Genomic DNA, 12,696 nt, shown 5'->3' with positions numbered 1-12,696 from the left:
GGCAGAGGGGAACTGATCGGTCTAGTTGCGGTCCTGCGTGAGGGTGGCCCACAGCCCGTAGCCGTGCATGGCCTGGACGTCACGCTCCATCTCCTCGCGGCTGCCGCTGGAGACGACGGCCCGGCCCTTGTGGTGGACGTCCAGCATCAGCTTGTGGGCCTTGTCCTTGGAGTAGCCGAAGTAGGCCTGGAAGACATAGGTCACATAGCTCATGAGATTGACCGGGTCGTTGTGGACCAGCGTCACCCAGGGGACGTCGGGCTCGGGGACGACGAGACTCTCCTCGGCCGATTCGGGACGCTCGATCTCTGTGGGGGCGACGCTCACCCACCCCATGCTGCCACTCGGGAGGGGTCATCGCACAAACGACCCGGGATCTCGTCACTCTGACGAAATAGGGGTAGCATCCGGAACATGAACTCTGCGGACCTTGGGCGACGGGTCGGTGTGCCGTCGACGGCACTCTTCACCGACCAGTACGAGCTCACGATGGTGCAGGCCGCGCTGAAGGCCGGCACGGCCGACCGGCGCTCGGTCTTCGAGGCATTCACCCGCCGGCTGCCGGAGGGCCGGCGCTACGGCGTGGTCGCGGGCATCGGACGGGTGCTCGACGCGGTGGAGAACTTTCACTTCGACGACGAGATGCTCACCTTCCTGCGCGAACAGGACGTCGTCGACGGTCCCACGCTCGCCTGGCTGGCCGACTACCGCTTCAACGGCGACATCTGGGGCTACCCGGAGGGCGAGGTGTACTTCCCCGGCTCGCCGATCCTGCGGGTCGAGGGTTCCTTCGCCGAGTGCGTGCTGCTGGAGACGGTGATCCTCTCGATCCTCAACCACGACTCGGCGATCGCCGCGGCGGCGTCGCGGATGTCCGCGGCGGCGGGCGGACGCGGCCTGATCGAGATGGGTGCACGCCGCACCCATGAACTGTCGGCGGTGGCGTCGGCGCGGGCCGCGTACATCGGCGGCTTCGACACCACCTCCGACCTGGCCGCGGGCTTCCGCTACAACATCCCCACCGTCGGGACGAGCGCCCACGCCTTCATCCTGCTCCACGACACCGAGCGCGACGCGTTCCGGGCCCAGGTCGACTCGCTGGGCCGGGGGACGACGCTGCTGGTCGACACGTACGACGTCGCCGAGGCGGTCCGTGCGGCGGTCGAGGTCGCCGGGACCGACCTCGGTGCCGTACGCATCGACTCCGGGGACCTGCTGCTGGTCGCGCACCGGGTGCGGCAGCAGCTGGACGAGCTGGGCGCCACCGGGACGAAGATCGTGGTGACGTCGGATCTGGACGAGTACGCGATCGCCTCGCTGGCCGCGGCGCCCGTCGACGCGTACGGGGTGGGCACGCAGCTGGTGACCGGCAGCGGGCAGCCCACCTGCTCGATGGTCTACAAGCTGGTCGCCCGCGCCGGATCCGCCGACCCCGCGGAGCCGCTGCGCCCGGTCGCGAAGAAGTCGCTCGGCTCGAAGGCGTCGGTGGGCGGTCGCAAGTGGGCCGCGCGCAGGCTGGACGAGAACGGGGTGGCCGAGGCGGAGGTGGTCGGCACCGGTCCCGTACCCCCGGAGCTGGCCGATCGGCAGCTGCTGGTCGAGCTGGTCAGGGGCGGCGAGGCGATCGCCCGTGAGCCGCTGGACGCGGCACGCGAGCGGCACGTCGCGGCGCGGGCGGGGCTGCCGATGTCGGCGATGCAGTTGTCCCGCGGGGAGCCCGTGATCCCCACGGAGTTCGTGTGACGGGGCGGGCGCGGGGAAGGTGAACGGGCGGCCCGGCGGCCGTGTCGTCCCCTCGTCGCCGAACGGGCCCGACGGTGCCGCCGGCAGCGCTTGAGCCCGCCGCCGGCGCACCGCCCCCTCCCTGAACCGCTCCCGACTCCCTAGGCTCGAACACGTCCCCCATGACCGCCGACCCGTCCCCCACCGAAGGACACCCGCCATGCACCGCGCCTTGATCGTCGTGGACGTCCAGAACGACTTCTGCGAGGGCGGCAGCCTCGCCGTGGCGGGCGGCGCCGATGTCGCCGCCGCCATCACCGACCTGATCGGCGAGGCCCAGCCCGGGTACCGTCATGTGGTGGCCACCCGTGACCACCACGTCGACCCCGGCAGCCACTTCTCCGCACAGCCGGACTTCGAGCACTCCTGGCCCGCGCACTGTGTCGCCGGTACGGAGGGGGTGGGCTTCCACCCGAATTTCGCCCCCGCGGTCGCCTCGGGAGCGATCGACGCGGTGTTCGACAAGGGTGCCTACGCCGCGGCGTACAGCGGCTTCGAGGGCCTCGACGAGAACGGTGTGGGACTGGCCGACTGGCTGCGGGACCGCCACGTCACCGAGGTCGACGTGGTCGGCATCGCGACCGACCACTGCGTGCGGGCGACGGCGCTGGACGCGGTCCGGGCCGGCCTCACGACGCATGTGCTGCTCGACCTGACCGCGGGGGTCGCCGAGGAGACCACGGAACGGGCGCTGGAGGAGCTCCGCAGGGCGGGCGTGAAGCTCTCCGGCAAGCCCGTGGTGTAGCCGGGCCGAACAGCCACGGGTCGCCCCCGCCGTCGCCCCGGCCTCAGGCCGGGCGGCGGGCCGGTACGGTCGGGCGGAGCAGCGCTCGGATCGGATGCCAGAGCTCCTGCGCCCGCTGCGGCCGGGCCCGCCAGAGCATCCCGTCGGGGTGGTGGAGCACGGCGGTGATCTCGTCGGGGGTGGGTGGCTCGGCGTTGCCGCGGAGATAGACGGCGCGCAGGCCCAGATTGCGCAGCCTGGTCAGCGCGCGGGCCCGGTTGGCCGCGTGCACCAGGACCCGGACCGGGGTGCCCGGACCCGTTCCGTCCGTCGGGCCGGTCAGGGCGATCGCCACCACCACCGTGCCGTTCGGCAACTTGCTGAACCCTCCGCCTGCCATGCTCCGCGCTCCCCCGTGAGACGTCGTGTCAATAAGGATCTGAACAAGAGGCACCTAAACACGATCGGCCGCCGCCCGCTAGAGGGCGACGGCCGATCAAGCTCTGACCTGCGGTGATGTGGAACTACTTGTGCGAGGGCCCCACCTTGACGATCATCGTCGAGCCGTCGCGCGGCTCGCTGACGACCGTGATCCGGGTGTTCGTGTCAGTGACCTGAACGCTTCCGGTCTTGTTCTCCTTGTACCAGTAGGTTCCCTTGTGGTCGTCGAAGACCGGGATGCCGAGCTGCGGCTTGATCTGCACCGGCACATCGGCGTTGTGCAGGGTGAAGCCGTCGGTCGCGTACCGGCTGAAGGGTGCGTCGAAGGGCTGGATCTTGTTGCGGATGATCGTGCCGTCCACCCACTTCAGCGGCTTGGCGTGCGCGTCGATCGGCAGGATCAGGCCCTTGCCCGGGTGGGCCGAGACGTTGTTGTCCTTCTGGGAACGGTCCCACTGCCAGATGAGCAGACCGTTCTGGTACGGGTAGTGCTCGACCCAGTCCGGACGGGTCTTGGAGAAGCCGAAGTTGTACGGGCCGACCTTGAGGGTCTTGTCGTAGCTGACGTACTGGCGGTTCTCCGCGATGTAGTACTGCGGGTAGTCCTTGGTGAACGACTCACCGACGCGGGAGAAGCCCTTGGCGGTCCAGCCGTTGTCGTCGCCCTCGGCGTTGTCCGTGAAGAGCGCGGCACCGTCGGCGTCGACCGCGATGGTGTCGGCGGCGAAGCCGACGCCGCCCGCACCGCCGTCGGTGGTGTAACGGAAGCGGATGTCGATCTTCTTGCCCGCGTAGGCGTCCAGCGGGTAGGAGAGCTTCTGGTACGCGCCGGAGACGTCGGTCAGGGCCGGCTTGTCACTGGCGTCGCGCGGGATCGCCTTGCCGTCGGCCGTGCCGTCGATCGCGGTCCAGCTGGTGCCGCCGTTGTCCGACACCTCGGTGTAGAGGAAGTCGTAGTCCTTCTCGATGTCCCACCAGCCCGCGAGGTCCAGGGAGGCCTTGGACTTGCCGGTCAGGTCGACCGAGCGGGTCAGGGTGTTGTTCAGGTTGTCGCCCATGTCGCTCCACCACTGCTTGGAGCCCTCCGCGGGCTTCGTGACAGCGGTGGTGACGGGCTTGTCGGGCAGCGTGACGAGGAGCGCCTGCTTGTCCTTGGTGTTGTACTCGGACACGCCCAGCTTGTGGGTGGAGTTCGTCGCGGCCTTGGCCTCGCCGTAGTTGAGCCAGCCCAGCTGGAGCTTGTCCCAGGCGGTCATGTCGCCGGGCAGGTCACCGATCTGGTTCTTGCCGGTGCCGAGCCAGGAGCCCGCCGACATCAGGGACCAGAAACCGACCGAGTTCTCGGCGGTGTTGGTGGTGTCGTACAGGTCGGGCAGGCCCAGGTCGTGGCCGTACTCGTGGGCGAAGACGCCCAGGCCGCCGTTCTCGGGCTGCGCGGTGTAGTCGCCGACCCAGAAGCCGGTGTCACCGATCTCGGTGCCGCCGGCCTTGTTCTCGGCCGGGCCGGTCGCACCGGCGTTGGTGCCGTAGGCGTACCAGCGGTGCGCCCAGATGGCGTCGGTGCCCTGCGCGCCGCCACCCGCGGACTCGTCCTCACCGGCGTGGACGATCTGGAAGTGGTCGATGTAGCCGTCGGGCTCGTTGAAGTCGCCGTCGTTGTCGTAGTCGTAACGGTCCCACTGGTCGTACTGAGCGAGATCCGCCTTGATCTGCTCCTGGGTACGGCCCTTGGCCTTCTGGTCTGCGACCCAGGCGTTCACGCCGTCGCGGATCATGTCCCAGGCGTTGGCGCAGTTGGTCGCGCCGCAGTAGTTGGAGCCGTAACGCGCCTCGTTGTACGGCACCTTGACCCAGTCGGAGACCTCGCCGTCGACCGAGTAGCGCCCGGAGGACGTCTTCTCGTAGTAGGTCTTCAGCGAGTCCTTGCCTGCGCCCTCACCGAAGTAGAGGTCCTGGAAGTGCGCCTGGTTGTAGTCGGCCTGCCAGGCGGTGCTGTTGTCCTTCTTGGGGTCCGGCTTGGCGATCGTGTTGTGCGCCGGGCCGGGCGTGCCGCCGTACTTCTTGACGGGAGGCTTCGGGCCGTCCCCGTCCGGGTCGAACATGGTCGTGTCGTCGACCTTGTCGCCGAACTCGACCAGGATCGTGAAGATCTTGTCGGTCTTCTCGCGGCCGAGCTCGACGTACTTCTTGTCGTCGAGCTTCACGACCTGGGAGCCGTTCCGCTTCGATATCTTCTTGTCGCCCGATATGACCTTTTCCAGGGCGGCCTGACGCTGCGCGTCCTGCTGCTCGCTGAAGGGGCCCTTCAGATCGTGCTCGTTGCCCTTGGCCGAGCCCGGGTCGCGGCGCTCGACCGCGGAGGCCTTGGCCCCTGATGCCTGGTCATCCGCCTGAGCGGTGGCGAAAGCTGACGCCGTGGCGGCAGTGGCGGCCATGGCCACGACAACCGCTGCGGCGCGAAGCGCCCGTCTGTGAGTGGTCACTTGATGCAGTCCTCCCCGGCGCCCGCGGCTGCGGCCTGGGGTGGTGTGGTGGGGCCGCGCGCGGATACGCGTCACAAGTGACGACATTCGACCGGAGTTACGAGAGAAAAGACAGATCTTGACTTGAACAGGCCAAGTGCACTATGCAGGAGCACACTTCCGTTATCCGGACGTTCCCCAGGCAGGCAACCGGCGCGTCACAGCCCAGGCCCGGAGTGCGGAATGACTCCGTGCGCCCCCCATGCACCGGTACCGTGGGTTAGGTCACGCTTACCACCGGCCCCGCTCGGGCATCCACCGTCGTAGAGTCGCTCGACAGTGCGACCGTGTTGAGAGACTGCCCATCCGACGCCCCGAGGACGGATACCGCCATGCCGCGTATCACTGCCGCACAGTTCTCCTACGGTTCGGTCACCGTCGTCTTCTCGACCCTCGCCATGCTGCTGCTCTCCCGTACCGGTTCGGGCCTCGGCATCGCCGTCATCGGGACCGCGGCGCTCGCGCTCGGCCTGCTGGTGGCCGTGACCGTACCCCTCCCGTCCCGGGCGAAAACAGCGAAGTCGTCGAGGGCCGGGGCCGCAGCCCGTACGAACCAGGACGTGGTTTCCGCCGCCGTCGAGGCCGAGGGCCTCGCCCGCGACGGGGTCCCCACCCCGATCCCGGCGGCCCGTGCGGCCGAGCAGCGCGTGAGGGCGCGTGCGGACCAGCGCCCGAACGAGCACTCCCTGAGGCGCTGACGCTCAAAGGCCTCGGTCTCCGTACGGGTCCGGCGAACGAGCCCGTACGGAGACCGAGGTCTTTGTGGCGCGGGATGAGGGCCTGCCTCAGTTGGTCTGGACGACCACCGTCTTCGCCGCCTTGTCCTGCAGGCCCTGACGGTAGGGCTTGTCCGTGAACATGAGCACGATGTTGATCAGCCACCACAGACAGGGGCAGCACAGCAGCGCCGGCAACCAGAGCACCACGGCCCGCAGGAACGCCGCCCCGGTGTCCGGCACCCGGCCGTCGTTGAGCATCGCGACCCGCAGCTTCAGCAGCCGTTTGCCGATGGTCCGGCCGTCCTTGTGCGTGAAGTACGTGTCGTACGCGACGTAGACCACCAGCCCGATCAGCGACCAGAGCAGCTGGTGACTGCTGTACGTCTGGCTGAAGACGTTGCCGACACCGTTGTTGCTGGTGTTGTCGTTCGTCACCTCGACCGCGCCGCCCCAGGGCAACGAGATCAGATACAGCGGGATCGAGATGATCAGGAAGTCGATCAGCCGGGCCAGGATCCGCTTTCCCGGTTCGCCGAGCGGCGGCATACCGGCCAGTGGATCGACGCCCCCGTACGGGCCACCGCCGCCGTAGGGACCGGGTTCGTACGGCGGCGGAGGGGGAGCGCCGCCGTAGGGCGAACCCGATGACGGCCCCTGAGGCCCCTGGGGCCCCTGGGGCCCGTGAGGCCCCTGCGGCTCCTGCGGCCCTTGTGACCCCTGCGGCTTCTTGAGGAACGGGTCGTCCTCGGGCGGCTCACCGGACGTCGGCTGATCGTTGCTCATGGGGGCAGTGCATCCCGGCCCACGGGCGCCCGCAACGGCTCAGGTGCGTTCGGGGGAACGGGGCCTCCCCCGAGACCCCTCACCCGATGGGCCGTCACCCGGAGGAGTGCGCGCGGCGGCTCCCCACGCGGGTCGGCCCCGATGCCCCGAAGCCGACCCGCGTGGTCGGAACGACGCGTCGGCGCCCGGGGTCAGCCCGCGACGAAGGTGTGCGCCGCCTTGTCGTGCCAGCACTGCCGCCACGGCCGGTCGAACAGGCACCAGAGCACATTGACCACCCCGACCACCAGGACGCCCAGCACGCCGTAGACCAGCCAGCGGCGCAGCGCGGCACCGAAGGCCGGGGCCCCGTGGGACTCGATGTCCCGTACTTCGAGCCCGCAGAGCTTCTTGCCGAGCGTACGGCCCCACTTGGCGGTCGGCAGCGCCTCCAGCAGGACGCCGAGCACCAGGAACGCGCCGAGCACCGCGCCGAACAGACCGGCCGTGGTGGAGTCCACCAGCCAGACGGTGACCGTCTCGCCGGACAGCTTCGCCGCGCTGATCTTCTCGTCGATGTGGTCCATCGCCCGCGAGACGAGCGGGAACCCGATCGCGCCGACCGGCGCGGCCAGCACCACCGTGTCGACGAGCCGGGCGGCGAACCGCTTGCCGAGTCCGGCGGGCCTCGCCGATGCCTGGGCCTGCGCGAGCTGCTGGAAGGGGTCGTCGACCGGGGGCTTCCAGGGCACGACGGGCTGATCAGGCTGTCCGCCCTGCGCACCGAACCGCGGAGGCGGCTGCTGCGCCTGGAGCGGGAGCTGGGGCTGGGGGCGGGCGGCCTGCTCGGGATGGGCCGGCTGATGGACGTGCTGCGCCCAGGAGGCCGCCCCACCGCCCGGACCCGGCGTGAGAGGGCCGTGGGGCTCGCCCGGGGCGGGGGCGGCCGGGGCGGGGGCCGGCGCGGGACGCGGGTCCGGAGCCGGGGCGGGGGGCTGCGCCGGGGTCTGCGCGGGAGGCCGCGGACCGGTCCCCGGGGAGAGCGCGCGGATCGCCATCGTCCCGTCCGCGGGCGGCTGTTCCGTCGCCCTGGGAGCGGGCGGGCGGGTGCCCCGGCCCACGGCGCGGATCGCGACCGTACCGTCGGTGGGCGGCCCTCCGGCTTCGTCGCCGCTGCCCGTACCGCTGCCACCGGGGCGGCCCGTGCGGTCGCTGCGGATCGCGATGGTGTTCTCGGGTGCCTGGCCGCCGCCGCGCACGGCCGGCAGCGAACCGGCCGCCGGGTCCGGGGAAGCGGGCCGGCGCGGGTCCGCGGGAGCCCGGTCGACGGGCGTCCGGACCGCGGGGGCGCGATCGGCCGGGACCAGGCCGCCCGGCGCCCGGACCGCGGGGAGACGGTCGGCCTTCGGCCCCGGGCCGGACCCGGCCCCGGACTCCGGCCCCGACGGCCGACTCGGCTCACCGCGTTCGTCCTGCGCGCCGGGGTGCCCGGTGCCGCCCCAGGAGACCCGCCGGTCGTGTTCTCCGCCGAAGCCGGTCTGCCGGGACGCGTCCGCCTGCCAGGCGGTGGCCGGTTCAGGACGGTTGTCCGTGAGCGGCTCCTCGTCGAGGAAGACCGGACCGGTCTCGTCCACCGGTGCGTCGGCCGACGCGGATGCCGGGGCCGTCGGCTGCGGTCCACCCGCCGCTCCGGCGGGCGCCGCGGGCGCCGAATCGCCCTGCGGAGGGGCGGGCCGGCTCGTGCCGGGCACCCACGAGGCGCCGTTCCAGTACCGGACGTATCCGGGAATGGACGGGTCGGGGTAGTACCCCTCGCGGGGGCTTTCGTCACCGGGTGCCGGGGTTGGGGCGCTCATCACCGTGGTCCCGTATCTCTTCGAGGCCGCATTTCAACGGGTCCACATCTATCAGACGCCCGCGTACCCCTGGGCGGCTCCAGGGGATTGGGCCACTTTCCGGTCACCCGGAAATTTTTTCCCGAAGTCGCGTAATAGGTGGCGGGGAGGGCGCTCTCTCCCAGTGCGGACCGGTCACGGGACCGGCCCACAGGCACTGGAAGGACGCACTCATGCACACCGTCGTGGAACGCGAGCTGGAGTTCAAGCTGGTTCTGTCGCCCGAGCGCAGCATCCCCGTCCCCGCCAGGCTGACGTATCGCACGGAGGATCCGTACGCCGTGCACGTCGCCTTCCACATCGGCTCCGAGTTCCCCGTCCGCTGGACGTTCGCCCGCGAGCTGCTGGTCGAGGGCGTGTTCCGGCCGTGCGGCCAGGGGGACGTACGGATCTGGCCGACCAAGGTCGACGTCCGCAACGTCATCTTCGTGGCGCTGACTTCGCCGGACGGCGACGCGCTGCTGGAGATTCCGTCCGCCGCGGTGGCCGCCTGGGTGGAGCGGACGCTGCGGCTGGTACCGCCGGGCACGGAGTCCGAGCGGCTGGGTATCGACGAGGGTCTCGCCGAGCTGCTCGCGCCGCTGCCGGCCGACGATGTGTGGCTGAGCGACCCGTGGGGGCCGGACGATTCGCGGGACGGCGACGCGTGAACGGCCACGGCGCCGACAGGCCGTCAGAACACCTTGCCCGGGTTGAGCAGCCCCAGTGGGTCGAACGCCTGCTTGATGCCCCGGTGCAGTTCCACGCCCACCTCGCCGAGTTCGCGCGCGAGCCACTCCTTCTTCAGGACCCCGACCCCGTGTTCGCCGGTGATCGTGCCGCCGAGTGCCAGGCCGAGCGCCATGATCTCGTCGAAGGACGCACGGGCCCGCCGGGACTCGTCGGCGTCGGTGTGGTCGAAACAGACGACGGGGTGGGTGTTGCCGTCGCCCGCGTGTGCGCAGACACCGATGGTGAGGCCGTACTTCTCGGCGACGGCGGCGGTGCCTTCGAGCATCGCGCCGAGTTTCGAGCGCGGAACGCAGACGTCGTCGATCATCGTGGCCGACTTGACTGTCTCCAGCGCGGTGAGCGACATCCGCCGGGCCTGGAGCAGCAGGTCGGACTCGGCGGTGTCCGCCGCGGGGACCACCTCGGTGGCGCCCGCGGCGGTGCACAGCTCGGCGACGGCGGCCAGGTCGGCCGACGGGTCCGGGGTGTCGAAGGCGGCGAGCAGGAGCGCCTCGGTGGTGTCGGGGAGGCCCATGGAGGCCATCCTGTTGACGGCACGGACCGTCGTACGGTCCATCAGTTCGAGGAGTGACGGGGTGTGACCACGTTCCATGATCCGGCAGATCGCGTCGCAGGCGGTGGCCGCGCTCGGGAACTCGGCGGCCAGGACCAGCTGCCGCGGCGGCCGGGGCTTCAGCGCCAGCACGGCCTTGACGACGATGCCGAGGCTGCCCTCCGAGCCGACGAAGAGCCGGGTGAGGTCGTAGCCGGCGACGCCCTTCGCGGTGCGGCGGCCGGTGGTGAGCAGCCGCCCGTCGGCGAGGACGACGTCCAGGCCGAGCACGTACTCCGCGGTGACCCCGTACTTCACGCAGCACAGACCGCCGGAAGCGGTGCCGATGTTGCCGCCGATGGTGCACGTCTCCCAGCTGGAGGGATCCGGCGGGTAGTGGAGACCGTGCTCCTCGACCGCCCGGGAGAGCACCGCGTTGACGACGCCCGGTTCGACGACCGCGATCCGGTCGACCGGGCTGATCTCCAGGATCCGGTCCATCTTCACCAGGGAGAGCACGACGCACCCGTCGGAGGCGTTGGCCGCGCCCGACAGACCGGTGCGGGCCCCCTGCGGGACGACCGGGACGCGCAGGGCCGTGGCCGTGCGCATGACGTGCTGGACCTGCTCGACCGTGCGCGGGAGCACGACGACGGCCGGTGTGCCCGATGCGCAGAAGCTCGCCATGTCGTGGGCGTACGAGGCGGTGATGTCGGGATCGGTGATCAGGGCCTCGTCGGGCAGCCCCGCACGCAGTCGTTCGAGAAGACCGTTCATGATCCAAGCGTGACACCCGGGCCCATTGGTGTGAACCCGTCTGCGGCTGCCTCCGCAAGGCGCGGTGTGCTCTTCGTACTGACGCAGAGTGATCGGCATGGATGTCATGCCGCAGCAGCCTCCGGAGTCCCCCGATTCGACCGAGCCCCCTCTTGAGCCCCCCGGAACCCGGTCGGCACCGCCGGACCCGGTGTCGTCGGACGAGCTGCCACCCCTGTCGCTGCGGACGACGCTGCGCAGGGCGGCCATGGGCATGGTGGCGGGTGCGGTGCTGGTGACGGGTGCGGTGGTGGCGGTGCCGGAGGACGAGAAGAAGTCCGCGCCACCGCCCGCGCCGGGTCCGGTCTCGCGGGCCCTGAAGGCGACGGACCTGGGCTATCCCGCCTCGCTCTCCGATCTGACGGCGCTGATGGGGGACCGGCAGCAGTGGGTGGGCACGCATCCTTCCGACGCGGGGGCGTGGGCCCTGCTCGGTGCGTCCTATGTGGAGTGGGGGCAGCGCTCCGCGGACGCGGCGTACTACGGCCGGGCCGAGCAGGCGCTGCAGCGCTCGCTGAACGTCGAGCCGGGTGAGAAGGGGAACACCGCGGCCTGGGTGGGACTCGCGACGCTCGCCGATGCCCGGGGCGACTTCGGCGCGGCGAAGAAGTGGGGCGAGAAGGTCCGTGCGCGGGAGCCGAAGCAGTGGACGGTCTACCCGCCCCTGATCGACGCGTACAACGGCCTCGGTGACTACAAGGCCTCGCGCACGGCGGTGGGGAAGTTCACGGCGCTGCGCCCCGGCGGCGCCGCGCTGCTGCGTACGGCGCGGATGTACCGGGACGACGGCCGGCGGGAGGACGCGCTGGCGAACGCGCAGGCCGCGGCCGACCGGGCCACGACCCCGGCGCAGAAGGCGGAATGCCTGTATCTGCTGGGCGAACTGGCCTGGGAACGCGGCGAGCCCGAGGAGGCGGTGGCGCAGTACGGCGCGGCGCTGCGGACCGACCGTGCCCACCCCCCGTCGCTCGCGGGCCGGGCCAGGGCGCTGGCAGCGCTCAGCCGTACGGACGAGGCGCTGCGCGACTACCGGGCGGCGCTGGCTCATCTTCCCCGGCCCGAGTACATGCTCGAACTGGGTGAGTTGTACGAGTCGCTGGGGCGGGACGACGAGGCCCGGAGCCAGTACGGACAGCTCGGTGAGGCTCTCACGCGCGGCGACGCCCAGGGAGTGGACAACGCGCTGCTGCGCGGCCGTTTCGAGGCCGCTCACGGGGATCCGGCGGTGGCGGTGAAGCTGCTGCGGGCGGAGTGGGGCCGATCGCACCGCAGCGCGGCCGTGGCGGACGCACTGGGCTGGGCGCTGCACCGCTCCGGCGATTCGTCCGCCGCGCTGAAGTACGCGACGCAGGCGGTCGGCACGGGCGGGCGGAACGCCTCGTACATGTCCCACCTGGGCGCGATTCAACAGGCGTTGAGGGACTACGGTCCGGCGCGCCGCAATCTGGCGGCGGCACTGCGCACCAATCCGCACTTCTCACCGCTGGAGGCCCCGGCGTCCCAGGAGGCACTGGACTCGCTGGCCCAGCTCCCGTCGGGCGGCCCGCAGGACATGCGGCCCGCCCCGGAACCCGAGCCGGCTGCGCGGGCCGATCCGGAGACGCCCGCGCCGGCGCCGCAGCGGCAGGTGACCGCGAGAACCCCGGCCCCGGTCCCGACCCCGGTGGCGGAGCCGCGCGCGCCGGGCGCCGGGCCGCGACCGCCGGATCCGGACCTGCGACTGGCGGCGGGAGCGCCCGGCCCTGGCACACACGCGTCGGGCAGCCGCTGA

At 71.2% G+C, this 12,696-nt stretch carries 11 protein-coding genes; 5 read left to right on the top strand and 6 right to left on the bottom strand.

What is annotated here, in order from left to right:
* Positions 1 to 21 precede the first annotated feature (21 nt).
* Positions 22 to 336: an ATP-dependent Clp protease adapter ClpS gene (gene clpS / locus ACIOHC_RS00560; RefSeq protein WP_093900291.1), complete on the bottom strand. Its 315-nt coding sequence runs from the start codon at positions 334 to 336 to the stop codon at positions 22 to 24.
* Positions 337 to 414: 78 nt separating this feature from the next.
* On the opposite strand from clpS, the gene ACIOHC_RS00555 reads away from it, so the two are divergent.
* Positions 415 to 1,743, top strand: a complete 1,329-nt coding sequence (locus ACIOHC_RS00555; RefSeq protein ID WP_351073438.1) for a nicotinate phosphoribosyltransferase — start codon at positions 415 to 417, stop codon at positions 1,741 to 1,743.
* 199 nt (positions 1,744 to 1,942) lie between these two features.
* On the top strand, positions 1,943 to 2,527 hold the full coding sequence (locus ACIOHC_RS00550; protein WP_351073440.1) for an isochorismatase family protein: 585 nt from the start codon (positions 1,943 to 1,945) through the stop codon (positions 2,525 to 2,527).
* A 43-nt stretch (positions 2,528 to 2,570) separates the two neighbouring features.
* On the opposite strand, the gene ACIOHC_RS00545 is transcribed toward ACIOHC_RS00550, so the two are convergent.
* Together ACIOHC_RS00545 and ACIOHC_RS00540 are read right to left on the bottom strand one after the other, a co-directional pair.
* Positions 2,571 to 2,906: a hypothetical protein gene (locus ACIOHC_RS00545; RefSeq protein ID WP_365689180.1), complete on the bottom strand. Its 336-nt coding sequence runs from the start codon at positions 2,904 to 2,906 to the stop codon at positions 2,571 to 2,573.
* A 124-nt stretch (positions 2,907 to 3,030) separates the two neighbouring features.
* Positions 3,031 to 5,430 carry an immune inhibitor A domain-containing protein gene (locus tag ACIOHC_RS00540; protein WP_401840772.1) on the bottom strand — a complete coding sequence of 800 codons (2,400 nt, stop codon included), beginning with the start codon at positions 5,428 to 5,430 and terminating at the stop codon, positions 3,031 to 3,033.
* A gap of 371 nt (positions 5,431 to 5,801) precedes the next feature.
* Between ACIOHC_RS00540 and ACIOHC_RS00535 the strand changes: the two genes are divergently transcribed.
* Positions 5,802 to 6,167: a hypothetical protein gene (locus tag ACIOHC_RS00535; RefSeq protein WP_351073444.1), complete on the top strand. Its 366-nt coding sequence runs from the start codon at positions 5,802 to 5,804 to the stop codon at positions 6,165 to 6,167.
* Positions 6,168 to 6,254: 87 nt separating this feature from the next.
* On the opposite strand, the gene ACIOHC_RS00530 is transcribed toward ACIOHC_RS00535, so the two are convergent.
* A complete protein-coding gene (locus ACIOHC_RS00530; protein ID WP_401840769.1) occupies positions 6,255 to 6,971 on the bottom strand; it encodes an RDD family protein in 717 nt (238 codons plus the stop codon).
* 191 nt (positions 6,972 to 7,162) lie between these two features.
* Positions 7,163 to 8,806 (bottom strand): RDD family protein, encoded by a 1,644-nt coding sequence (locus tag ACIOHC_RS00525; protein WP_365689178.1) that lies wholly within the window; start codon positions 8,804 to 8,806, stop codon positions 7,163 to 7,165.
* Positions 8,807 to 9,018: 212 nt separating this feature from the next.
* Here ACIOHC_RS00525 and ACIOHC_RS00520 point away from each other — a divergent pair, with 212 nt between their 5' ends.
* Positions 9,019 to 9,495, top strand: coding sequence for an SsgA family sporulation/cell division regulator (locus ACIOHC_RS00520; protein WP_351073449.1), 477 nt, complete (start codon positions 9,019 to 9,021; stop codon positions 9,493 to 9,495).
* A 23-nt stretch (positions 9,496 to 9,518) separates the two neighbouring features.
* On the opposite strand, the gene ACIOHC_RS00515 is transcribed toward ACIOHC_RS00520, so the two are convergent.
* Complete coding sequence (locus ACIOHC_RS00515) at positions 9,519 to 10,886, bottom strand: FAD-linked oxidase C-terminal domain-containing protein (RefSeq protein ID WP_351073451.1); 1,368 nt, start codon at positions 10,884 to 10,886, stop codon at positions 9,519 to 9,521.
* 97 nt (positions 10,887 to 10,983) lie between these two features.
* On the opposite strand from ACIOHC_RS00515, the gene ACIOHC_RS00510 reads away from it, so the two are divergent.
* A complete protein-coding gene (locus ACIOHC_RS00510) occupies positions 10,984 to 12,696 on the top strand; it encodes a tetratricopeptide repeat protein (RefSeq protein WP_401840766.1) in 1,713 nt (570 codons plus the stop codon).

Origin of the sequence: Streptomyces sp. NPDC088252 (assembly GCF_044740965.1) — a bacterium.
GTDB lineage: Bacteria > Actinomycetota > Actinomycetes > Streptomycetales > Streptomycetaceae > Streptomyces.
The sequence above is the reverse complement of the archived record's forward strand: the minus strand, read 5'-3'. Positions and strand labels throughout refer to the sequence as shown.